Origin of the sequence: Demetria terragena DSM 11295, assembly GCF_000376825.1 — a bacterium.
GTDB classification, from domain to species: Bacteria; Actinomycetota; Actinomycetes; order Actinomycetales; family Dermatophilaceae; genus Demetria; species Demetria terragena.
In genome coordinates this window covers 37160-58972 of record NZ_AQXW01000002.1, presented here as the reverse complement: position 1 = coordinate 58972, position 21813 = coordinate 37160, and the positions used below count along the sequence as shown (strand labels likewise).

The following is a 21813-nucleotide window of genomic DNA, read 5'->3' as shown; positions in this document are numbered from 1 at the left end:
AAGCAACGCGATCCGCACGGGGTCACTCTAACCAAATGCCCTCCCGCTCTGTCCAGCAACCTCGCCTGGGCGGGCATACGGTGCACCCATGGGTGTCTTCGATCGGGCCGTCGCGACGCGCTCCCAAAACGTCACCCGCCTTGTCCTCGGCGCATTCATGGTGCTGGCTGGCTTGGCGCACCTGACCGTGGGTCGGCAGGATTTCCACGCGCAGGTGCCCGAATGGTTGCCGGTCAACGAGGACTTCGTGGTTCTGGCTTCAGGCGTCCTCGAAATTGGACTCGGCATAGCACTACTCGCACTGCCCCGATATCGCCGGATCACCGGGCTCGTGCTCGCGGTGTTCTTTGTGCTGGTCTTTCCCGGCAACGTCGCGCAGTACGTCGAGGGCATCACCGCCTTCGGCCTGGACACCGACGCCAAGCGGTTAGCCCGGTTGTTCGGCCAGCCGCTGCTGATTTCCGGCGCGCTGTGGTCGGCCGCCATTCCCGAACGCGCCGTACCGACCGACTGTCAGTCCCAGCGGGCAGAGTAACGACATGACGACCACACCGTGCTTCATCATTCCGCCTCACCTGCTCCAGCGGCTCGCTCAAGACGACGACCGCCGGGTCGCCGAATGCGCCCAACACACCCTGGCCCTTCGACCAGAAGTTGCCGCGCGGCGCAGTGTGAAAGCTGCCCACAGCGGCCCAGACCGGGAGGCTCGCGGCAACACTGGCATCATCCCGCCTGACCTGCGCAGCCGAGCCCGAACAGCGATCACCACGACCCCAGATGCAGACCAGAACGACGCCGCTGCTGTCGATGTCGCACCAAAGCGCGCGATCCACGACGCAGGCAACAGCACCGCGCTTCCCGGTGAACTGGTGCGCGCTGAAGGCGACCCTGCCGTCGAAGATAGCGATGCCAACGAGGCCTACGAGGGCCTCGGTCACACCTTCGATCTCTTTGCCGACATCTACGGGCGCAACTCGCTCGACGATCGAGGTCTCGCGCTGGTCGCCACAGTCCACTACGACCGCAATTATGCGAATGCCATCTGGGACGGTGAGCAGATGATCTTTGGCGATGGCGACGGCGTGTTGCTGGCGTCGATGACGGACAGCGTCGACATCATCGCCCACGAGTTGGCGCACGGGATCACCCAATACACCGCCGGCCTGACCTATGTCGCACAACCTGGTGCGCTCAACGAATCCGTCTCGGATGTCTTTGGGTCATTGGTCAAGCAGCGCATCCTGGGCCAGACCGCCGAGCAAGCCGACTGGATTATCGGCGCCAACCTCTACGCCGAAGGCATTAACGGCGTGGGCTTGCGCTCGATGAAGGCGCCGGGAACGGCCTATGACGACCCGCGGATCGGCAAGGACCCACAGCCTGCGTCGATGACCGACTACCAAGACCTGCCGCACGATGAGGAGCACGACAACGGCGGAGTGCACATCAACTCCGGCATCCCGAACCGTGCGTTCTATCTCGCAGCGACCGCGATCGGCGGACACGCATGGGAGCGCGCCGGCCAGATCTGGTACGACGTCCTGACCTCTCGAACTCTCCCCAAAGACTCCGACTTCGCCACCTTCGCTCGCGCCACCATCACCGCCGCTGGCGACCGCTTCGGGCAGGGAAGCACCGAGCAGCAGGCCGTCGAACAGGGTTGGGCCGGGGTTCAGGTCCTCTAACGCTCAGGGCTAGCGGCGCTTGCGGCGGGCGAGATCGGGATGCCGCCGGATCGCGAGGTAGCGCTCGTCGATCTCCTCGATGCCGAACGCGCCAACGGGGATCTCATCGACAATGCGGTCCTCGCCCAGGCCGTACGGCGTGATCCGGGTCTCCTCATCACGCACGACTTCACCGTCGCGCAGCACCTGGAACTGGTTGATGATCTCCACACGCCCGTCGCCAAGGGCGTGTGAGGCATACCAGCGTTGGTATTCGTGGCGACCGACCGTGCCAGAACTGACCAGTTTGCGTTCAACATCGACCTCGCCAGCACCGCCGTAGGACCGGCTCATCAGCACCGACGCGCCTGGCACGAGTACGTCGGCCATCCGATGCCAGAAACGCTCGCGCTCGCGTTCGCCAAGGAAGTAGATGACGTTGAACAGCAGTGCTCCCCCACACTCGGCCGGCAACCAAGTCTCCTGAATTACGCCAGGCAACACCGTAGTTCGCTCCCGAACGCCGGAGCGCTCGGCCAGCCGGGTCATGAGCAGCGACCGCATCAACAGGTCGGGCTCGACGGCCACGATCTCCGCGTCAGGGAAGGTCTCGGCCAGCACGACGGTCGTCACACCGCTGCCTGGTCCGACGTCGATCAACGGCAGGTGTGCTTGGAAGCCAGCCTGCTCCCACGGAATGGACGCAGCGACATCGCGTTCTGGGTCGATCGGTAGTCGCAGTACATCGCCGAACTCCGCCCATGCTTCATAGTCACGCATCAGAATCCCAACTTGCTCAACTGGTTCGGGTCGCGCTGCCAGTCTTTGGCGATCTTGACGTGTAGGTCGAGGTAGACCTTCTGGCCGAGGAGCTCTTCGATCTGCCGACGGGCATTGGTCCCGACTTCCCGCAGTCGCGACCCACCCCGACCGATGACGATGGCCTTCTGCGATGACCTCTCAACGAACACGTTGACTCGTACATCCAGAAGTGGCTTGTCTGCCGGTCGGTCCTCGCGTGGAACCATCTCCTCCACGACCACGGCCAAGCTGTGCGGCAACTCGTCTCGCACGCCTTCGAGCGCTGCCTCCCGCACCAACTCTGCGATGCGTACCGTGTCGGTTTCTTCGGTGAGCATGTCATCGGGGTAAAGCTTCGGTGAGGCCGGAAGATGCCCCGTGAGCACGCGCGCCACGACGTCAACTTGGACGTCTGCGGTCGCCGAGCACGGCACGATGTCGTCGAACGCCGCGAACTTGTTGCCGAGCTGGTCGATGGCCATGAGATGTTGGGCGACTCGATCTTTGGAGACCGTGTCGGTCTTCGTCGCGATCGCGACGATCGGGACCTTCTTGCCCTGCCTGATCTCGGCCAGTTCGGCGGCGATGAAGGCATCACCCGGGCCGATCTTCTGGTCCGCGGGAAGGCAGAATCCGACGACATCGACCTCGAGCAGGGTCTCGCGTACGAGGTGGTTGAGGCGTTCGCCTAGCAAGGTCCGCGGCTTGTGCAGCCCCGGCGTGTCCACCAGAACCAACTGGGACTCATCGTTGGTGATGATCGCTCGAATGGTGTGGCGGGTGGTCTGTGGCTTGCTTGAGGTAATCGCCACCTTGCTGCCGATGAGCGCGTTGGTCAGCGTCGACTTTCCGGCATTGGGTCGCCCCACCAAGCATGCGAATCCAGCACGGTAGTCACTCATTCCGATGTCTCATTTCTGGGTGTCCGAGTCCTCAGTATGGTCCTGCGGGTCCTCGCCTTCGAGTGCCTCGTCATCGAGGTCTCCGACTCGTTCCACGACCACGGTCGCCAACTGGTGTCGTCGTCCCGCGACACGGTCGGCGGTCAACCGCAGACCACTGATCTCCCCAGCGGCTCCGGGGATCGGGACTCGACCGACCAACTTGGACAGCAAGCCACCCACGGTCTCGACGTCTTCCTCTTCGATCGTGACGTCCAGCAGTTCGCACAGGTCATCGATCTCGAGGCGGGCAGGAACGCGCACAGAACCATCGTCAAGGTGCGCGACCTGCGGACTGATCGTGTCGTACTCGTCATCGATCTCGCCAACGATCTCTTCGACGATGTCTTCCATCGTCACTAGGCCCGCGGTACCGCCGTATTCGTCGATGACGACCGAGAAGTGTCGGCGCTCGACCTGCATCTCGCGCAACAAGTCGTCGGCAGGCTTGGTGTCGGGGATGAACGCGACCGGCCGCATCACGTCCGTCACCGGACGACTTTCGTTGCGATGGTCGGCGAACACTCGCCGAGACACATCCTTGAAATAGACCAAGCCCTCGACATCGTCCGGACCGCCGTCGACTACAGGGAGGCGCGAAAAGCCTGATCGCACAAAGAGATTCATGGCTTGTCGAAGGTTTTTGGTTCCGTCGATAAAGATCATGTCGGTACGCGGGACCATCACTTCACGCGCCAGCGTGTCGCCCAAGTCGAAGACCGAGTGCAGCATCTTGCGCTCGTCGTCCTCAATGAGCAGAGACTCACCGGCGAAATCAACGAACTCGCGCAGTTCGGCTTCGGTTTCGAATGGTCCGTCCCGGTAGCCACGGCCCGGGGTCACCGCATTGCCCACCAGCACCAGAAGGCGAACGACGGGAGCGAGCAACTTGCGCAAAGCCCCCACGGCTGGCGCTGCCGCCAGCGCCACGCTGTCAGCGTGCTGGCGCCCGAGCGTGCGCGGTGAGACGCCGACGAGCAGGAAGCTCGCGAGCCCCATGATGCTGATCGCGAGCAACAACTCAACCCAGAAACCATCCACGATCTGCTGGACCGCCAACGTGACGAGTACGGCGGTCGCAGCTTCCGATAGCACCCGCAAGAACGTCAGGACCATCACGACCGCGCTACGGTCGGCTACGACAGATTGCAGGGCCAGGCCTCCGCTTCGGCCGGACTCCGCGAGTTCTTCGGCGTGGCCGGTTCCGACCCGGGAAATCGCGGACTCGATCAACGCGAAGGCAAAGGCGATGACGACGCTGAGAACGGCGCACAACACGAGTAAAGTCATCGCCCGACCTCCCGCGTGCTCGAACGCGCCAGGCTAGTCATGAGCCGCTCGGTGGGTTGATGCGCGGCTGACCGTCGCCGCGGCGAGCAAGGAAACTCAGCAACAAGCGCCGTTGCAGATCAAACATTTCGTCCCGCTCCTGGGGCTCCGCATGGTCGTAGCCCAGCAGGTGCAGCACCCCGTGCACGGTGAGCAACAAGAGTTCTTCTTGGGTGGTGTGGCCTGCGGCAGCAGCCTGCGCCGCCGCGACGGTCGGACACAGCACGATGTCACCAAGAACGCCCTCCTCGGAGGGCTCGCCCTCGCTACCTGGCCGCAGTTCGTCCATGGGAAAACTCATGACGTCCGTCGGACCGGGAAGGTCCATCCACCGAACGTGCAGGATCTCCATCGCGGCTTCGTCGATGACCCGTACGCACAGATCAGCCTGCGGATGGACGTGCAGTTCGTCCATGGTGAAGCGCGCACACTCGTGGAGTTCTTCGAGGTCGACCTCGATCTCGGTCTCGTTCAGCACATCAATACTCATGGCGCATCACTGATCGAGGTGCCCGCGGCACGGCCCGTCGCCCGTGCATCCCATCGCCCATAAGCCTCGACGATGTCGCTCACCAATCGATGGCGGACAACATCCTGGGCGCTCAACCGGGCGAAGTGCACGTCCTCAACATCGCCCAGGATGTCCTGCACGATCCGCAGTCCTGAGGTGGTTCCGGTCGGCAGATCGACCTGGGTGGTATCACCGGTAACGACCATCTTCGAGCCGAACCCGAGCCGGGTGAGGAACATCTTCATCTGCTCGGGCGAGGTGTTCTGCGCTTCGTCGAGGATGACAAAGGAATCATTGAGGGAACGCCCTCGCATAAACGCCAACGGCGCCACTTCCACGGTGCCGGAGGCCATGAGGCGCGGGATCGAGTCGGGGTCGACCATGTCGTGCAGCGCGTCATACAGCGGGCGCAGATAGGGGTCGATCTTGTCGTTGAGTGAACCGGGCAGGAATCCCAATCGCTCTCCGGCCTCGACCGCCGGGCGCGTCAGGATGATCCGATTGACCTGCTTGGCCTGCAATGCGGCGACCGCCTTCGCCATCGCGAGGTAGGTCTTGCCCGTGCCGGCTGGTCCGATACCGAACACGATGGTGTGCCCATCAATCGAGTCGATGTATTGCTTCTGCCCCAACGTCTTTGGCCGGATGGTTCGCCCGCGGCTACTGATGATGTTGGTCGTCAGGACGTCCGCAGGGCGTTCGCGCGTGCTGGCCTGAAGCATGCCGATCGAGCGCTCGACCGCATCCCGATTAAGTGGGTGCCCGGCCTGGATGATGGTGAGCAATTCGGCGATCAGATCATCGAGAATGGCGAGGTCGGCGGCCGGGCCTTCGGCGCTGAACTCATTGCCCCGCACATGCAATTGAACGCGTGGAAGTGCCCTCTCCATGGTTCTCAGCAGTTCGTCGCGGGGGCCTAGCAGGGTCACCATCTGCACTTCAGGTGGAATCGTGAAGGTTCGACGGTCGCCGCCAGCAGGCGTAGAAGGAACGTGGGTGGCGCTTGCGCCTTGGGAGTCGTCTGTCATCTCGCCGTCCAGTGTACGGAGGTGCTGCGACAGTGCGAACGCGTTTACCAACGGGATCGCGACGCGAGGACGGCGAGCGCTGCCGGGCCAGCGGTAGAGGCCCGCAGCACGTTCGGCCCGAGCCCCACGCAATGGCCCCCTGCCGCCTGCAAGTCCGCCACCTCCTCGGGCGAGATCCCGCCCTCCGGCCCCACGATGACCACCACGTCGCCCGTGGCGGGGAGTTCAATGCCCGCCAGGGAAGTGTCGGCGTCCTCGTGAAGGATCAGGGTGAGCGCGGACTCGGCGACGCGTGCCAGTAGTTCCGTGCGTCGGGTCAATTCGGCGACCTGCGGAACTCGAGCCCGCCGGGACTGTTTTGCGGCGGCGCGAACCGTGCCCTCCCACTTGGCGTGCGCCTTGGTGGCGCGCTCTTCGCGCCACTGCACGATGGATCGCTGCGCCTGCCAGGGCACCACCACATCGACGCCCAGCTCGGTGGCCGATTCGATGGCCTGAAGGTCCCGTCCGTCCTTGGCCAGAGCCTGCACCAGGACGAAGCGCGGCTGTTCGACTGGGTGTTGAGTGAGCGCGTCGACCACGAAGGTGACCTCCGCCTTGGTCACCTCGGTCGCGGTGCAGTGCGCGAGGCGTCCTGACCCGTCGGCCAAGAGTGCGGGTTCACCGACCGTGAGGCGGCGTACCGCCGCGGCATGTCGCCCTTCCGGACCGTCCAGCAGAACCCGGGCGCCGACCGCGAGCCCTGCGAGCGCGTCCGGTGCAGTGTGAAAAAGCGGCGCGGTCACACCGGTTACCGTCCGGCGAAAGCGTCCCGCAGACGCCCGAAGATGCCCTGGTTCACAGGTTGGAGGCGCCCGTCGGGAGTTTCTTCACCGCGCTCCTTGGCCAATTGGCGCAGCAACTCTTCCTGTTGATGGTCGACCTTGGTCGGCGTCCGCACATTGGCGTGAACATGCAGGTCACCGCGCGCGGAGGAGCGCAGATGTGTCACGCCCTGCCCGCGCAGGGTCAGCACCTCACCGGGCTGGGTGCCCGCCTTGATCTCTAGTTCGCGCTCGCCGTCAAAGGTGTCAAGAGTAAGCGTGGTACCGAGCGCCGCCGCAGTCATGGGTACCTCGACCGAGCAATGCAGGTCATCAGCCTGGCGCTGGAAGACCGAGTGCTTGCGAACGTGGATCTCGACATAAAGGTCGCCGCTCGGGCCACCACCAGGGCCAGCCTCGCCCTCGCCGCCCAGCTGGATACGGGTGCCGGTGTCCACTCCTGCCGGAACCTTCAACGAGATCGTGCGGCGGTCGCGTACGCGCCCCTCACCCGAGCAGTCGAAGCACGGGTCGGTGATGACTTCGCCGAATCCACGGCATGATCCGCAGGGCCGCGTCGTGCGTACCTGGCCCAGGAAGGAGTTTTGAATCTCTTGCACCTGGCCCACGCCATTGCAGACACCACAGGTGCGCTTGCCCGTGCCCGGACGGGAGCCCTCACCGGAACAGACTTGACAGGTCACTGCGGTATCGAAGGTCAGGTCGGACTCGCCGCCAAAGACTGCGTCCCGCAGGTCGATCTCCAGCGGGACCAGGGCATCTTGGCCACGCTGCTCCCGGCTGCGCGGACCGCGCCCGCCGGTCGGTGAGCCGCCGCCGAAGAAGGCGTCCATGATGTCGGTGAAGGAGAAACCCTGACCCTGACCAGCGCCACCGCGGGCGCCGAACGGGTCCACGCCCATGTCGTACTGCTGGCGCTTCTGCGGGTCGGACAGCACTTCATAGGCCTGCGACAGCGCCTTGAACTGTTCGGCGGCTTCTTCGCTGGGGTTGACATCTGGGTGAAGCTTGCGCGCCTGCTTTCGGTAGGCCCGCTTGATCTCCTCCGCGCTTGCCTCACGGGAGACGCCGATCGTCGCGTAGTAGTCGTTCACTGGTCGAGGATCTCCGAAACATATCGGGCAACGGCACGTACCGCAGCCATGGTTGAGGGGTAGTCCATCCGGGTCGGTCCGAGCACTCCGAGTCCGGCGACGCCGCCGGCTCCGTAGGTCGTGGTGACGACGGATGAGTGATGAAGTCCTTCGTGGCTATTCTCGGCACCAATCCGGACCGCGATGTGGTCGTCACGGTCGACATTGAGTGATTCGAGCAACCGAAGCAGGACGACGTGTTGCTCCAGTGCATCAAGCACTGGGCCGAGGTTTGCGGTGTCGTGGTCAGTCCGCGCCAGATTGGCCGTGCCGGCCAGCACTACTCGTTCCTCGCGTTGCTCCTTGAGCATGTCGGTCAGCGAGGCGACGACGGCTTGCCCGGTCGAGCGGTCATCGGGGGCCAGCGCTTCAGGAACAGGCACGAGTTTGGCTGCGGCCTCGACAAGGGTCTGACCGTTGGCGAGCGCATTGATTCGCGCGCGCAGGTCGCCCATCACCGTTTGACCGTCATCGGTCGTGTGGTCCCGGCTTACGTCGATGACGCGCTGCTCAATGCGGCCGTTGGACAGGATGAGCACCACCATCAGACGGTCCGCCGACAAGGCCACCAGTTCGACGTGGCGCACCGTGGATCGGGTGAGCGATGGGTACTGCATCACAGCGACCTGGTTGGTCAGCGATGCGAGCAACTGGGCCGTACGGTCGACGACATCATCTAAGTCGACTGAGGCGTCCAAGAACCGCTGAATGGCGACTCTTTCGCTACGGCTGAGCGGTTTGATGCGGCTGATCTCATCGACAAACAAGCGGTAGCCGGCGTCCGTCGGAATACGACCGGCGGACGTATGCGGCGCCGCGATATATCCGTCCTCCTCGAGGGCGGCCATGTCATTGCGAACGGTCGCCGCGGACACCCCGAGTTGGTGGCGCTCCAGGAGCGCCTTGGACCCCACCGGCTCAGACGTTGCGACGTAGTCCTGCACGATGGCGCGCAGGACATGCAGCCTCCGCTCGTCGGACATCAGTCACCACCCTTCGTCAGCACGACCCAACCTTGGTTGTCACTTGGCACTCGTTTGGCACTCGTCAGGCCTGAGTGCCAGTCTACCGACGCTCCCGGGTGCGGCGAAAACGTGCGGCGGCCGCCCCCGTTGCCGAGGGCGGCCGCCGCACGTGCGAGTTCAGGTCGAACTAGAGCCCGCCGGTGAACAACAGCCGGTTGACGGTGCCTCCGGTGCCTCCGCCGTTGACTACGTCAGGGGTGGCAGTGTCTTCGATCCACTGCTTGACCTGCGCTGGAGTCGCGTTCGGGTTTTTCTCCAAGTAAAGCGCCGCCACCCCTGCCACGTGCGGCGATGCCATCGAGGTACCGGTCCTGGGCGCGGTACCGGCACCGTCATAGTCCAGGCTGGTGATGTCGGTGCCCGGCGCGTACACATCGACGCAGGCTCCGGTGCTGGAGAACGCGTTGCGGTCGTCGGTCTTCGTGGAGTTCCCCACGACAATCGGCAGCTCGCTGTGTCGCGGAGCTGTGCTGCAGTTGTCTCCGCCGGAGTTTCCCGACGCGGTCGCGTGGGTGATGCCGGCGGCGTTCATCCGCTCGGTGGCCGCCTTCAGCACACCGTCGGGGTCTTCGAACTGCCAGGAAGTGTTGACCACCGCGGGCTTCTGGGCATTCTCGGTCACCCAGTCCAAACTGCTGAGCAAGATCTCCAGCGACGTGTCGCCGGCGCAGGTGAACGCCTTCACGCCCACGATCTTCGCTGCCTTCGCAACGCCGTACGTCGTCGAACCGACTGTGCCACCGACGTGGGTGCCATGTCCGTTGCAATCCTTGTTGAGGCCATCCCCTGCGAAGTTGACCTTCTGCGTGGCGCGACCGCCGAAGTCCGGGTGCGCGGCGTTGACGCCGGTGTCGATGACATAGGCGGTCACCCCAGCGCCCTTGCTGGTCGTGGAGTAGGCGGAGTTCAAGGGGAGTTGTCGCTGGTCGATCCGGTCCAGGCCCCAGGTCGCGCCCGCAGCCGCCTTCCGTTGGCTGTCCCGCTTGGGCGGGGTCCCAATGACGTTCGCGCGGAAGTCGCTGCGCACCACCCGAACCACGTCGCTTCGCTGCTCTAACGCCGCCGCCTGCTGCGGAGTCATGGAGGCACTAAACCCGGACATCGCCGACCGGAAGGTCCGTCGCGGGGTCACTTCGAAGGTGGACCGCACCGCTTCAGCGCGCTCTGCCGAACGAGTGGACACGGCGGCACGGCTAGCCCCGGCGACCTCGACGACGTATACGTGCTTCGCATCACTGGTCGGCGCGGCATCGGCGGCACTCGCAAACGGCGCCATCGTGCCCGCGGCGGCAACGGCGAATGCTGCCGCAGCAGTTCGACGTGAACGGTGGTTCATGGCAACTCTCCTGGCCTTCGTGGATTGGTGGTGGCCGCGAAGGTAGCAACGCAAAGGCATGGTGTGGGTCTGGCGGCTCTATGGATTCGGTCAAAAATGAGCGCGCGTGTCCCCTAGCGCGTTGCGCACCGCCAGAACGGCTGACATTGCCTACCCTGGCGATCGTGACCGACCGCTACGGGCAGGATGTCCTGTCAACTGATTGGCGCGCGCCCAAGCGCGGCCGTTCCCGACCCGTCGAGGCCACCATCGACCTGGTCGTCGAAGAAGTGCAGACCGGATGGTGTGGCGCGGTCGTCAGTGTGGAGAAGGCTGGCGGTATGCACGTGGTCCACCTCGAGGACCGGCGCGGCAAGACCAAGGCCTTCCCCCTCGGCACGGGCTTCTTGCTCGAGGGCAAGCCGGTCGAGCTCACCGCGCCGACCGCCGCAGCCAAGGCCGCTCTCGCCGAGCAGCGGCAGGCCTCCTCGCGCACGGCGTCGGGCTCGGTCGCCGTCGCCAACGCACCGGCCCGAGTCGCCTTGGGCTCGCGCATCCTGGTCGAGGGGCGCCACGACGCCGAACTTGTCGAGAAGGTCTGGGGTGAGGATCTTCGCGTCGAAGGCGTCGTAGTCGAGATGTTGGACGGTGTCGATGACCTCTCGGCGGTCATCCGCGATTTCCATCCCGAGCCCGGCCGTCGACTCGGCATCCTGGTCGACCATCTGGTCCCCGGGACCAAGGAGACGCGGATCGTGGAGGAAGCCCGCCGCGCTGCGCGAAGTGAGCATGTCCTCATCGTGGGGCATCCCTACGTCGACGTCTGGCAATCGGTACGCCCCGAACGCCTCGGATGGACCCAATGGCCGGTCATCCCCCGCGGAACCTCCTGGAAGCACGGCATCTTGGCCGAGCTCGGGTGGCCGCATGCCCGCCAGGCCGACGTCGCGCACGGATGGAAGCGCATCCTGTCGACCGTTCGGACCTACGCCGACCTCGAGCCAGAGTTGCTCGGCCGAGTGGAGGAACTCATCGACTTCGTCACGGCGCCAACATGACCCTCACAGGCGAGACTGAGCTTGTCGCAGTGGTGATCACCGTCGATGACGGGGTGCCTGCCGTCCTGGCGTCCAGTACCCCGCGGCAACTTCCTGCAGGCCCGCTCGCGCCCACCGAACGCTCCCTCCAGACCGGAGTGCGCTCATTTGTCGCGGAGCAGACGGGCCACAGTCTCGGCTTCATCCAGCAGCTCTACACCTTCGCCGACCTGGGGCGCGGCGACGGCGAAGACCGCGTTGTGTCGATTTCGTACCTGGGGCTCACCCGCGCCGCGACCGACCCGGCTGGCTGGTTGGCGGCATACGAAGCTCTGCCGTGGGAGGACCGACGGCCAGGCGTGCCGGCGTGGAGTGAGTTGAGTGAACGCCTCGACCCGTGGATCGGGCGCGGGCCTGGATCCACGGAGCGCCGTGAGCGCCGTGACCACCTGTTCGGTCTCGGCGTTCATCGTTGGCAACCAGACCTTGCACTCCAACGCTATGAGTTGCTGTGGGAAGCAGGTCTGGTCGCGGAATCTCCACAGCACCAACCGATTTCGCCTGAACTGGGCACCTCGATGTTGCACGACCATCGGCGTATTGTCGCCACCGGGCTATCCCGACTCAGAGCGATGTTGCAATACCGTCCGGTGGTCTTCGAACTCATGCCGGAATCGTTCACACTCGGGCAATTGCAGGACGTTGCCGAGGCCCTCGCCGGACAAGAAGTCCACAAACAGAACTTCCGCCGACTCGTGGAGCACCAGCACCAACTCGTGGAGCCCACTGGCGAGAGCACCCATGCCACCGGCGGACGACCAGCCCGGCTCTACCGCTATCGCCGAGAGATTTTTGCCGAGCGCCAGCAAGTCGGCACCAAACTGCCGATCCCCCGCGCCCGCTAGCCGCCCTAACTGCGTTAGGTGCCCTTGACCGGGAAATTTTCGAGTCAAGGGCACCTAACGCAGTTAGACCCTGGGTATGGGTTATGCTCAGTGTTAGCATTTGCTCAATTTGAGCAGAAAGGATGGTCACGATGACGACCACCACTCGGCCTAGCGATCTGGCCTACGCCGCCGTCCGGCACGTCATTCCTGAGGTGGAGTGGGCCACCTTTGCCGATGACATCGATGCGATTCACGCGCTCAAGCGCGAGCACGACGCGGTGATCCTGGCCCACAACTACATGACTCCGGAGATCTTCCACGGCGTGGCCGACATCATGGGCGACTCGCTCGCCCTCGCCCGGGAGGCTCAAACGGTCGAGGCGGGCACCATCGTCCTCGCCGGGGTGCGCTTCATGGCCGAGACCGCCAAACTGCTCAACCCAGGCAAACGAGTGCTCCTTCCTGATCTGCGGTCAGGTTGTTCCCTCGCCGAGTCGATCACGCCGCAGCAGGTCCGCGATCTTCGCGCGGCGCACCCTGGCGCACCCGTGGTGACGTACGTCAACACCAGTGCCGCCATCAAGGCTGAGTCCGACATCTGCTGCACCAGTGGAAACGCACTGAAGGTGATCGAGGCGCTCGGCGTGCCTGAGGTCATCATGATTCCCGATCAGTACCTCGCACGAAACATCGCTGCGCAGACCGGAGTTCGGGTCATCACTCACCCTGGCGCATGTGAGGTGCACGAGCGCTTCACACCGCTCGACATTATTCAGATCCGGCAGGGTCACCCGGGTGTCACCATCCTCGCTCACCCCGAGTGCCCCCCAAACGTCGTGGCCGAAGCCGACTATGCCGGCTCGACTGCCCAGATGCAGGACTACGTCGAGCGCGAGAAACCAGCGCGCGTCGCCCTGATCACGGAGTGTTCGATGAGTGACAACGTCGCCGCGGCGCATCCCGATGTGGACTTCGTTCGCCCGTGCAATCTGTGCCCCCACATGAAACGCAACACTCTGCAGAGCATTCGGGCCGCGCTCGAACACGGACAGCACGAGGTGACCCTCGACCCGGCAACCTCCGACGCCGCACGCCGCAGCATCGAGCGCATGCTCGAGGTCTCCTGATGCGCCCGGTCGTGATCGGCTCCGGCCTTGCGGGGTTGACCGCTGCCTTGGACATCGCCGCCGAGCGCGACTGCGTCCTGGTCACGGCCGGCGACCTCACGGACGGCACCGCGAGCAAATGGGCTCAAGGCGGAATCGCTGCGGCACTCAGCGAGGAGGACTCCCCGGCCCATCACGCCCGCGACACGTGGCGCGCCGGTGCGGAGTACGGCGACCCCACCGCCATCGCTCGGATCACCGCAGCGGCGCCCGAGGTCGTCGCTTCACTCGCCGCGCTCGGAGTCGTCTTCGATCGACGGCCAAGCGGCGCCTATGACCTTGCCCTGGAAGGCGGCCACGGCCACCACCGCATCGCGCACGCCGGCGATCGCACGGGCGAGGCCATCACCCTGGCTGTCGCGCGCCATGTCGCGGACCACCCTCGGATCGAGGTCCACCCGCATGACAAGGCGACGCGCCTCCACCTTCGCGATGGACATATCTGCGGGGTGACCATCGAAGGCGCCTGCGGCAGCGTTCTGCTCGAGACGGACTCCGTGGTCCTGGCAACGGGCGGACTTGGCGCCCTCTACCCTCACACCACCAACCCTCTTGGCGCGGTGGGGTCCGGAATTGCGCTCGCGGCTCGCGTCGGGGCACGGATCGATGACCTGCACCTGGTGCAGTTCCACCCGACGGCCCTGGACGTCGGCGCCGACCCAGCACCTCTCCTCACCGAGGCCCTGCGCGGTGCCGGTGCATTGCTGCGGTCTGACGGCAAACGTTTCGTCGACGAACTCCAGCCGCGTGATGTCGTCGCAGCCGCCGTCTGGGATCAGTTGGAACGGGGCCGACAGGTGCACCTAGATGCAACTCAGATTCCCGAAGTCGAAAGCCGGTTCCCCGCTGTCACAGCGCTTCTCGCGTCCCACGGGTTGTCTTTACACCAACCACTACCGATCCGCCCCGCGGCCCACTACGCCATGGGTGGAGTGACCGTCGATGAGTCAGCGCGGTCGACAGTCCCCGGCCTGTACGCCGTCGGCGAGGTTGGCCGTACCGGTCTCCACGGCGCGAACCGGCTCGCGTCCAACTCCTTGCTGGAGGCGGTTGTCACGGGACGTGCGGCGGGCCGCTCGATCCGTTCCGGCGAGCGCTCCCAAGGCATCGACCTTCCAGCAGCCGACCCCGCCCAGATGACGGCCCACGGAACGGCCGCCATGGACCGCGCCGAAGTGCGTTCGATCCTGGGGAAGACGTGCGGCGTGCTTCGCGACCGAGACGGTCTCAGCAGTGCTGTTGCTCGCCTCGCTGCAGCGGTTGATCAGGATGACGCCTACGTCGCGTGGCTCCTTGCGCGCTCCGCGCTAGCCCATCCCATGAGCGTCGGCGCACACCGTCGAACAGACGAACCCGCCCTGCAGGAGGCAACATCGTGAGTTCCAGCCGTGCACTTCAACGAGTGGTGTCTACCGCACTGGCCGAGGACCTCGGGGAGGTTGGCGACCTCACCGGCATCACCGTCCTCCCCGACCGCGAGGGACAAGCCGAAGTCGTCTTCAGAGAACCCGGCGTCATCAGTGGAATTGACTGTGTCAGAGAGACGTTCGCACAACTCGACGACTCCGTGAACGTGACCGCCCGCCTGTCGGACGGTGACACGATCGCGCCCGGCTCCGTCGCCATCGAGCTGAGTGGACCGCTCCCCTCACTGCTGGCCGGCGAGCGCGTTGCGCTCAATCTTCTGGGAAGACTGTCAGGCGTGGCCACCGGCACCAGGCAGGCTGTGGAGCAAGTCGCCGGAACTGGCGTCCAGGTCACCGACACCCGCAAAACTACGCCAGGTCTGCGCGCGTTAGAGAAGCGCGCGGTGCTCGACGGCGGAGGGGTCAACCACCGATTCGGGCTGCACGACGCCATCATGGTGAAGGACAACCACATCGCGCTCGCTGGTGGACTGGATGCCGTTCACGAGCGGTTGGCACGTCGACGTCGCCACATGGTTGCCGTCGAGGTCGAGGTCGACACGTTGGCGCAACTCACCCGCCTGCTGACGTTGGAGCGCGACCATCCGTCCTGCCACGCAGTCTTGCTCGACAACTTCACCCCCGATCAAGTACGCGAAGCCGTATCCCTTGTTCGCAAACACCCGGCGCCACTGACCGTGGAGGTGTCCGGGGGTATCACCGCAGAGTCGATCCGCTCCTACGCCGAGGCTGGGCCAGACCTCATTTCTGTTGGCGCGCTCACCCACAGTGCGCGCTGCCTAGACGTGGGCCTCGATGCCCGCACTCTCCAGGGGTCACCCTGATTCGACCCTGAGAAGTCGAAATCGGGGAACGGGCACGCGACAACATTGGTTGTTCTGAGTACGTACCCATTGGGAGGAAACCATGTCCGCACCGCCGCCGTACTCACAGCAGCCACCCCTTTCCCAGCAGAACACCGGCAGCGACCGCAGCATCGCGATTCTGGCCCATCTCTCGGCTCCTATCGCTGCCCTCCTCAGCGTGGGCACCTTGAGCCTTTTAGGCCCGTTGGCGATGTGGGCCATCTACAAAGACAAGAGCTCGTATGTCCGTCGCGCGGCCGCGGGTGCGTTCAACTTCAACCTGTCCTTCTGGGTGTTGCTGGTCGTGTCTTTGCTGCTCACCTTCACCGTGATCGGCGCGATTATCGGCATCCCCCTGATGATCGTGATCTTCGTGGTCTCGCTGTGGTGCCACATCAAGGGCGCGATCCGTGCCAGCAACGGTGAAATCTACGACTATCCGTTCCAGATCAAGGTGTTGTCCTGACCCAGGTCACCAGCCCAGCAGTCGACGTACGACGGTGTCTGCGAGCAGGCGCCCACGCCGGGTGAGCACCACTCGCCCGCGCAACGCCATGGCACCGTCGATGAGTCCGTCTGCGATCAGCCCCGCCACCGCTCCGCGGCCGGCGGGGCTGAGCACGTCACGATCCAGGCCGTAAACACGACGGATTCCTAGGAGGACTTTCTCGTCATGGCGTTGCTCTTCGGTCAGCACCTCCCGCGCCTGGGCCGGCGACTCACCCGCTGCGAGTTTGGCGGCAAAAGCGTTGGGATGCTTGACATTCCACCACCGCACGCCCCCAATATGGCTGTGCGCTCCCGGGCCGATGCCCCACCAATCCGCGCCCTGCCAATAGAGCTCGTTGTGGTGGCAGCGTGACGCGTCGTCGCGGGACCAGTTGCTGATTTCGTACCACCCAAGGCCTGCGGCCGAGAGCAATTCATCGGCAAGTTCGTACTTATCGGCCTCGTCATCGTCGTCCGGCATCGTGACCTCACCACGACGCACCTGGGCGGCCAGTTTGGTGCCCTGCTCGACGACCAGCGCATAGGCGCTGACGTGATCAGGGTCCAGTGCCGTTGCCTCCTGAAGACTCCTCCGCCAATCCTCTAGTGCCTCCCCAGGAGTGCCATAGATCAAGTCCACGCTGACCTGCATCCCGGCCTCCCGCACACCCTCAACCGCCCGCGCCACGTTCGCTGGGTCATGCGTCCGGTCGAGGGTCCGCAGCACGTGAGGAACCGCCGACTGCATCCCGAGGCTAACGCGCGTGAATCCGCCGTCGGCAAGTATCCGGAGAGACTCAGGCGTCACCGAGTCCGGGTTCGCTTCTGTGGTGATCTCCGCAGCGTCGCTCAGCCCAAACCGCTCGCGGGCCGCCGACACGACGCGCACCAGGTCTTGAGGCGCCAGCATCGTGGGAGTGCCACCACCCACGAAGATGGTATCGATCTGGGGTCGCTCATCGCCCAAAACCCTTGTGGCCACGTCAAGTTCGGCGACCGCTGCCTCCGCAAAAGAGTCAACGCTCGCACCGTGCTCACCTAGCTCGCGCAGCGTGTAGGTGTTGAAGTCGCAATAGCCACAGCGCACCGAACAGAAAGGCACATGGACGTATAGCCCAAAGGGGCGTTCCCCAAGCCCTTGCAACGCCGACGACGGCAACTCACCATCACGTGGCGCGGGTTCTCCATCGGGCAGCGCACTCGGCATGTGTGCCATTGTCCGGGGTCAGCCAACCGCCCGTAGCATCGGGGCGTGACGTATGAAACCCGCCTGGCGACCGCCGACGATGGCGAGGCCCTGGCCGCGTTCAGTGCAGAGAGCTTCGGCTATCCGGCCGCGCAGAGCCCGTTTCCGCACCCGCAAGAAGGTGGCCGGAAGACGTACGTCACCACCGAAGGCGACCGCATCCTCGCGACCGTTCGGCTCCGAGACTACGAGTCGTGGTTCTGGGGCGCACGCATTCCCACGGTGGGCATCGCCAGCGTCAAGGTGCGTGCCGAGGAACGCGGAAGCGGGTTGCTCACCACACTTTTCGAGCGTTCGCTCGCCGAAGCCGTGGAGCACGGCGCCGCCATCAGCACCCTGTATGCCACCGCTCCGGGTATCTATCGCAAGTTCGGCTATGAGACGTTCGCGAGCTACGACCAGACAGTCATCCCGACCACAGCCCTCGCGCGGGTACGGCCAACCGTCGGCAGCGTCCGCCGCGCGGCGGTGGACGACATTCCCCTCGTGCGACGGCTCTACTCCGAGTGGGCCCAAGCCCACAACGGTCCACTCACCAGGGACGGGGCGAGCTTCCCGGTCTCGGATGCGGACCTTCTGGACGCCTTTCAGGCCATCACGATCGCCTACGACGAGGACGGCACCGCGGCTGGCTATGCCCTATGGGACCGCGCCGATGGCTACGACTCCGGCGGGATCCTCAAGATCCACGACCTGGTCGCCCTCAGCGATCACGCGATGCGGCAGTTGCTGTCGATGTTTGGAACCTTCGCGCCGGTCGCCCCCAGAACTCTGCTCGACACCTCCCAGCCAGACCTCGCTCAAATCGTGCTTACCGGCGACGACTGGACGGTGCAGCGCGCACTGCCTTATGGCATCGCCATCCTTGACGTCGCGCGCGCACTCGCCCTGCGCACCTACCCCAACTGGCTCGACCTCGACCTGACCTTTGCTGTGCACGGCCTGCCGGTGCCAGACCAGGACGGGGCATACCGGTTGCAGGTGAACTCCGGTGCGGCTCAAATAGATTCAGTCGAGCACGCACACACGAATTTCACCGCGCGGGGACTGGCACTGCGCTTTGCAGGAACGCACAACCAGACCGACCTGCGCCGCGCCGGGCTGCTCACCGGCGACACCGGCGATGACTCCCATTGGGACGCAACGTTCTCAGGCCGGCAGCCACACATTCGCGACTACTTCTGAGCCCGTCACTCAGACTGTGTGCAGTTGGCGTTGATCGGGTCGGACTGCGGCACTGGGAATGATGTCCTTGCCGAAGGGCACCAGGGTCACCGGGATCAACTTGACGTTGGCGATCGCCAGCGGGATACCGATGATCGTGATCGCCTGCGCGACGGCGGTGATGAGATGTCCAATAGCCAGCCACCAGCCCGCAAGAACGAACCAGATGATGTTGAGCAGGACTGACCCAGCACCGGCTCCTGGCTTTTCGACAATCGTGCGCCCGAACGGCCACAGCACGTAGGACGCGACCCGGAAGGACGCCACCCCGAATGGGATCGTGATGATCAGGATGCACATGATCAGCCCGGCCAGCGCGTAGGCGATGGCCAACCACAAGCCACCAAAGACGAACCAAATGATGTTCAGTAGCAACCTCATATGTGCAACCCCTCCGTGGACTTAGGCCGCGGCCCGCGCCTGGCGCTTGGCCTGTGCGTCCATCAACTTGAGCATCTTGCGTCGCGTACGCGGGTCGGCCGTCGACACCTTCTTGAGGACACCGAGCTGCTGGACGAAGTTCTTGCGGTTGGTCAGTTCCATCCACCCATTGGGCAGCGACAGCCGGACCACCTTGTGCCACGCGGAGAAGACCTGCTTGGGCAACGGGTCGGTGTGGTAGTTGAGGTCGTACTTTTCGAAGAGCGCCTTAACCTTCGGCGCGATCTCGGCATAGCGGTTGGACGGCAAGTCGGGAAAAAGGTGGTGCTCGATCTGGTGCGACAGGTTGCCCGACATGAAGTGCACGGCTTGGGAGCCGGAGATGTTGGCCGCGCCGAGCATCTGCCGCAGGTACCACTCGCCACGGGTCTCGCTTTCCGGGATTGCGGCCTTCTCGTAGGTCTCCACACCCTCAGGGAAGTGCCCGCACATGATGACCGAGTGGGTCCACACGTTGCGTGCCACGTTGGCAGTGAGGTTGGCGGCCAGCGTCGTCAAGAAAGACCCAGTGGCCAAGGAGAGCGCCGGGTGCACCAGGTAATCCTTGGTCGCCTGCCCGCGAATCTTGTTCACCGTGGCCTTGAGATTGCGCTGGAACGACGCGGGGCGGCGCTCCTTCGGCAACCGAAGATTACGGCCGAGTTCGAGGTCGTACGCCGCGATGCCGTATTCGAACACCAGCATGTTGAGGAAGTTGTAGACCGGCTGCCCGAACAGTGCCGGCGTCCATTGCTGGTCCTCATCGACGCGCATGATGCCGTAGCCGAGGTCGTTGTCCTTGCCGATGATGTTGGTGTGGGTGTGGTGCACCTCATTGTGGCTGTGCTTCCAGCCTTCAGCGGTTGAGGCGTTGTCCCACTCCCAGGTTGAGGAGTGGATCTTCGGGTCACGCATCCAGTCCCACTGGCCGTGCATGATGTTGTGGCCGATCTCCATATTGTCGATGATCTTGGCGACCGTCAGACCGGCCGTGCCCACCACCCATGCCGGCGGCAGGGCACTGAACAACAGCACTGCCCGGCTGCCCAGCTCGAGGGACCGCTGGGCCTTGATGACCTTGCGGATATAGGCAGCGTCCTCGGCTCCGCGGGAGTCGATGATGTCCTGCCGGATGGCGTCGAGCTCGACGCCGATCTGCTCGATGTCCTCAGGGGTGAGGTGCTCGGTCGGGTTCTCGGACTTCTTCGTCATGGCCGTCATCGGATGATTCCTCTCGATGGTCTCGACAAGCTCGACCGGCGTTTGTCGGTTGAGCGGCGTTTGTCGGTTGAGCGGCGTTTGCCGGTCAGTGGTTGAAAGTGCAGGGTCCGGCGGCCGCCGAGATGCAGGTTTGCACCTTGACGCCACCGCTGGCGGTCTCGCCGGGGCGAGCGACGGTCAATTCGCCGTTGCGAAGGTCGCGTACTGCGCCTTCGGTCATCGGTAAGACACAGCCCATGCAGATACCCATTCGGCACCCACTCGGCATGAGCACACCGGCGTTCTCAGCGGCATCGAGAATCGGTTGGTCGCCAGTTGCTTCGACGACCGCACTGGAGAACGTGACCGTGCCGCCCTCAGCCGGGACGACATCGGCGAGCCGGAACTGCTCAGTGAACAACGGCAAGTCGCGCATCTCGTGGTGCTCGCTCAGCCCTCTGAGCAAGCCGGCGGGACCGCAGGCGTAGGTCGTGCGATCAGCGAGATCGGGCACGAGCCCGTCGAGGAAGTCGACGTTGAGCACGCCATGGACGTCGTCCATCCGCGCGATCAAGCGAATCGCGCCAGCGGCGTTGAGTTCGCGCAGGTGGTCGATGAAGATCGACTCAGACTCGGTCCGAGCAAGGTGAACGACGGTGATGTCGAGACCGCGGCTACGCGGAAGCTGGAGCACGCCCTCGTCAGTGACCGGGAACAAGTTGCGCAGCATCCCGACGACCGGGGTAATCCCCGACCCCGCGGTGACAAACAGCATCTTGTGTCCAGCCAACTCGGTCGGCAGCACGAACTCACCCGCCGCTTGCTCCAGATGGACCAGGGTGCCGGGCTTGGCTTCGTGGACCAGGTGAGAGGAGACAATGCCGCCGGGCACGGCCTTGACGGTGATGGAGATCAGACCGTCCTGACGCGGGCCGTGAGTGAGTGAGTACGCGCGCCACTGGCGGACTCCCTTCACGTCGATCCCGATCCGGATGAACTGGCCGGGCACGTGACCTGCCCAGTCAGCGCCGGGCTGGAGCACGATCGTCGCTGCGTCAGCGGTCTCTGGCTGCACGGACACGATGCGCGCCCGCAGCTCGGCACCGGCGCGCAGCGGGTGGAAGAGGTCGAGGAAGTCCGCCGGGTCGTATGGCGTCACCGCGGCCTCGGCGACCTTGACCGCGCGGTCGCGCAGAGCGCGGCTCCATCCGCTATCGCGGCGTGGGCGCCCGGAGCTGCCGGGGGTCAAAACAGCCGAACTTCTCATGACACCTACTCTGCTACATCGGAAAGCGAATATC

The 21813-nt window shown here is 64.6% G+C and carries 22 protein-coding genes; 9 read left to right on the top strand and 13 right to left on the bottom strand.

Annotation, left to right across the window (positions count from 1 at the left end):
• The first annotated feature begins 88 nt into the window (after positions 1 to 88).
• Positions 89 to 535: a DoxX family protein gene (locus F562_RS0101140; RefSeq protein WP_018155078.1), complete on the top strand. Its 447-nt coding sequence runs from the start codon at positions 89 to 91 to the stop codon at positions 533 to 535.
• 4 nt (positions 536 to 539) lie between these two features.
• Entirely contained in the window at positions 540 to 1685 is a 1146-nt protein-coding gene (locus tag F562_RS0101135) for a M4 family metallopeptidase (protein WP_018155077.1), read from the top strand.
• 9 nt (positions 1686 to 1694) lie between these two features.
• Here F562_RS0101135 and F562_RS0101130 read toward each other — a convergent pair whose 3' ends face one another.
• From F562_RS0101130 to F562_RS0101090, 9 genes are all read right to left on the bottom strand, one after another.
• The gene (locus F562_RS0101130; protein WP_018155076.1) at positions 1695 to 2444 is read right to left on the bottom strand and encodes a class I SAM-dependent methyltransferase; all 750 of its coding nucleotides are present in this window, start codon (positions 2442 to 2444) and stop codon (positions 1695 to 1697) included.
• A complete protein-coding gene (gene era, locus F562_RS0101125) occupies positions 2444 to 3367 on the bottom strand; it encodes a GTPase Era (protein WP_018155075.1) in 924 nt (307 codons plus the stop codon). Before era ends, F562_RS0101130 begins: the two co-directional genes overlap by 1 nt.
• A gap of 9 nt (positions 3368 to 3376) precedes the next feature.
• The gene (locus F562_RS17620) at positions 3377 to 4696 is read right to left on the bottom strand and encodes a hemolysin family protein (RefSeq protein ID WP_040385119.1); all 1320 of its coding nucleotides are present in this window, start codon (positions 4694 to 4696) and stop codon (positions 3377 to 3379) included.
• Positions 4697 to 4733: 37 nt separating this feature from the next.
• A complete protein-coding gene (ybeY, locus tag F562_RS0101115) occupies positions 4734 to 5225 on the bottom strand; it encodes an rRNA maturation RNase YbeY (protein WP_026180900.1) in 492 nt (163 codons plus the stop codon).
• Positions 5222 to 6274, bottom strand: a complete 1053-nt coding sequence (locus F562_RS17615; protein WP_018155072.1) for a PhoH family protein — start codon at positions 6272 to 6274, stop codon at positions 5222 to 5224. The genes ybeY and F562_RS17615 overlap by 4 nt, the downstream gene beginning before the upstream one ends.
• Before the next feature lie 44 nt (positions 6275 to 6318).
• Entirely contained in the window at positions 6319 to 7059 is a 741-nt protein-coding gene (locus F562_RS0101105) for a 16S rRNA (uracil(1498)-N(3))-methyltransferase (protein ID WP_018155071.1), read from the bottom strand.
• 5 nt (positions 7060 to 7064) lie between these two features.
• On the bottom strand, positions 7065 to 8192 hold the full coding sequence (gene dnaJ, locus F562_RS0101100) for a molecular chaperone DnaJ (RefSeq protein ID WP_018155070.1): 1128 nt from the start codon (positions 8190 to 8192) through the stop codon (positions 7065 to 7067).
• Positions 8189 to 9214, bottom strand: coding sequence for a heat-inducible transcriptional repressor HrcA (gene hrcA / locus F562_RS0101095; protein WP_018155069.1), 1026 nt, complete (start codon positions 9212 to 9214; stop codon positions 8189 to 8191). The genes dnaJ and hrcA overlap by 4 nt, the downstream gene beginning before the upstream one ends.
• A 169-nt stretch (positions 9215 to 9383) precedes the next feature.
• Positions 9384 to 10592 carry a S8 family peptidase gene (locus F562_RS0101090; protein WP_018155068.1) on the bottom strand — a complete coding sequence of 403 codons (1209 nt, stop codon included), beginning with the start codon at positions 10590 to 10592 and terminating at the stop codon, positions 9384 to 9386.
• Between the two features lie 164 nt (positions 10593 to 10756).
• Here F562_RS0101090 and F562_RS0101085 point away from each other — a divergent pair, with 164 nt between their 5' ends.
• The 6 genes from F562_RS0101085 to F562_RS0101060 all read left to right on the top strand — a co-directional run bounded on the left by F562_RS0101085 (position 10757) and on the right by F562_RS0101060 (position 16399).
• Positions 10757 to 11629 carry a DUF3097 domain-containing protein gene (locus F562_RS0101085; RefSeq protein WP_018155067.1) on the top strand — a complete coding sequence of 291 codons (873 nt, stop codon included), beginning with the start codon at positions 10757 to 10759 and terminating at the stop codon, positions 11627 to 11629.
• Positions 11626 to 12513 carry an NUDIX hydrolase gene (locus F562_RS0101080; RefSeq protein WP_018155066.1) on the top strand — a complete coding sequence of 296 codons (888 nt, stop codon included), beginning with the start codon at positions 11626 to 11628 and terminating at the stop codon, positions 12511 to 12513. Before F562_RS0101085 ends, F562_RS0101080 begins: the two co-directional genes overlap by 4 nt.
• A gap of 131 nt (positions 12514 to 12644) precedes the next feature.
• On the top strand, positions 12645 to 13622 hold the full coding sequence (gene nadA / locus F562_RS0101075; RefSeq protein WP_156822459.1) for a quinolinate synthase NadA: 978 nt from the start codon (positions 12645 to 12647) through the stop codon (positions 13620 to 13622).
• Positions 13622 to 15040 (top strand): L-aspartate oxidase, encoded by a 1419-nt coding sequence (locus tag F562_RS17610; protein WP_018155064.1) that lies wholly within the window; start codon positions 13622 to 13624, stop codon positions 15038 to 15040. The genes nadA and F562_RS17610 overlap by 1 nt, the downstream gene beginning before the upstream one ends.
• Entirely contained in the window at positions 15037 to 15912 is an 876-nt protein-coding gene (gene nadC, locus F562_RS0101065) for a carboxylating nicotinate-nucleotide diphosphorylase (protein ID WP_018155063.1), read from the top strand. The genes F562_RS17610 and nadC overlap by 4 nt, the downstream gene beginning before the upstream one ends.
• 82 nt (positions 15913 to 15994) lie before the next feature.
• The gene (locus tag F562_RS0101060) at positions 15995 to 16399 is read left to right on the top strand and encodes a DUF4870 domain-containing protein (RefSeq protein ID WP_018155062.1); all 405 of its coding nucleotides are present in this window, start codon (positions 15995 to 15997) and stop codon (positions 16397 to 16399) included.
• Positions 16400 to 16405: 6 nt separating this feature from the next.
• Here the strand turns inward: F562_RS0101060 and hemW are convergent, their stop codons facing one another.
• The gene (gene hemW / locus F562_RS0101055) at positions 16406 to 17629 is read right to left on the bottom strand and encodes a radical SAM family heme chaperone HemW (protein ID WP_018155061.1); all 1224 of its coding nucleotides are present in this window, start codon (positions 17627 to 17629) and stop codon (positions 16406 to 16408) included.
• A gap of 45 nt (positions 17630 to 17674) precedes the next feature.
• On the opposite strand from hemW, the gene F562_RS0101050 reads away from it, so the two are divergent.
• Positions 17675 to 18853, top strand: a complete 1179-nt coding sequence (locus F562_RS0101050) for a GNAT family N-acetyltransferase (RefSeq protein ID WP_018155060.1) — start codon at positions 17675 to 17677, stop codon at positions 18851 to 18853.
• Between the two features lie 9 nt (positions 18854 to 18862).
• Here F562_RS0101050 and F562_RS17605 read toward each other — a convergent pair whose 3' ends face one another.
• The 3 genes from F562_RS17605 to F562_RS0101035 all read right to left on the bottom strand — a co-directional run bounded on the left by F562_RS17605 (position 18863) and on the right by F562_RS0101035 (position 21779).
• Complete coding sequence (locus tag F562_RS17605) at positions 18863 to 19273, bottom strand: YccF domain-containing protein (protein WP_018155059.1); 411 nt, start codon at positions 19271 to 19273, stop codon at positions 18863 to 18865.
• A 21-nt stretch (positions 19274 to 19294) separates the two neighbouring features.
• On the bottom strand, positions 19295 to 20533 hold the full coding sequence (locus F562_RS0101040; RefSeq protein ID WP_018155058.1) for a fatty acid desaturase family protein: 1239 nt from the start codon (positions 20531 to 20533) through the stop codon (positions 19295 to 19297).
• Positions 20534 to 20618: 85 nt separating this feature from the next.
• Positions 20619 to 21779 (bottom strand): ferredoxin reductase, encoded by a 1161-nt coding sequence (locus F562_RS0101035; protein WP_026180898.1) that lies wholly within the window; start codon positions 21777 to 21779, stop codon positions 20619 to 20621.
• Between the last annotated feature and the right edge of the window lie 34 nt (positions 21780 to 21813).

Bases quoted from the DNA above. Each gene is read 5' to 3' on its own strand.
- F562_RS0101135 (WP_018155077.1), top strand. From the start codon at position 540: ATGACGACCACACCGTGCTTCATCATTCCGCCTCACCTGCTCCAGCGG.
- nadA (WP_156822459.1), top strand. From the start codon at position 12,645: ATGACGACCACCACTCGGCCTAGCGATCTGGCCTACGCCGCCGTCCGG.
- F562_RS0101130 (WP_018155076.1), bottom strand. From the start codon at position 2,444: ATGCGTGACTATGAAGCATGGGCGGAGTTCGGCGATGTACTGCGACTA.
- F562_RS17605 (WP_018155059.1), bottom strand. From the start codon at position 19,273: ATGAGGTTGCTACTGAACATCATTTGGTTCGTCTTTGGTGGCTTGTGG.
- F562_RS0101040 (WP_018155058.1), bottom strand. From the start codon at position 20,533: ATGACGGCCATGACGAAGAAGTCCGAGAACCCGACCGAGCACCTCACC.
- F562_RS0101080 (WP_018155066.1), top strand. From the start codon at position 11,626: ATGACCCTCACAGGCGAGACTGAGCTTGTCGCAGTGGTGATCACCGTC.
- F562_RS0101035 (WP_026180898.1), bottom strand. From the start codon at position 21,779: ATGAGAAGTTCGGCTGTTTTGACCCCCGGCAGCTCCGGGCGCCCACGC.
- hrcA (WP_018155069.1), bottom strand. From the start codon at position 9,214: ATGTCCGACGAGCGGAGGCTGCATGTCCTGCGCGCCATCGTGCAGGAC.
- F562_RS0101060 (WP_018155062.1), top strand. From the start codon at position 15,995: ATGTCCGCACCGCCGCCGTACTCACAGCAGCCACCCCTTTCCCAGCAG.
- era (WP_018155075.1), bottom strand. From the start codon at position 3,367: ATGAGTGACTACCGTGCTGGATTCGCATGCTTGGTGGGGCGACCCAAT.
- F562_RS0101090 (WP_018155068.1), bottom strand. From the start codon at position 10,592: ATGAACCACCGTTCACGTCGAACTGCTGCGGCAGCATTCGCCGTTGCC.
- hemW (WP_018155061.1), bottom strand. From the start codon at position 17,629: ATGCCGAGTGCGCTGCCCGATGGAGAACCCGCGCCACGTGATGGTGAG.
- F562_RS17620 (WP_040385119.1), bottom strand. From the start codon at position 4,696: ATGACTTTACTCGTGTTGTGCGCCGTTCTCAGCGTCGTCATCGCCTTT.
- ybeY (WP_026180900.1), bottom strand. From the start codon at position 5,225: ATGAGTATTGATGTGCTGAACGAGACCGAGATCGAGGTCGACCTCGAA.
- F562_RS0101140 (WP_018155078.1), top strand. From the start codon at position 89: ATGGGTGTCTTCGATCGGGCCGTCGCGACGCGCTCCCAAAACGTCACC.
- F562_RS17610 (WP_018155064.1), top strand. From the start codon at position 13,622: ATGCGCCCGGTCGTGATCGGCTCCGGCCTTGCGGGGTTGACCGCTGCC.
- F562_RS17615 (WP_018155072.1), bottom strand. From the start codon at position 6,274: ATGACAGACGACTCCCAAGGCGCAAGCGCCACCCACGTTCCTTCTACG.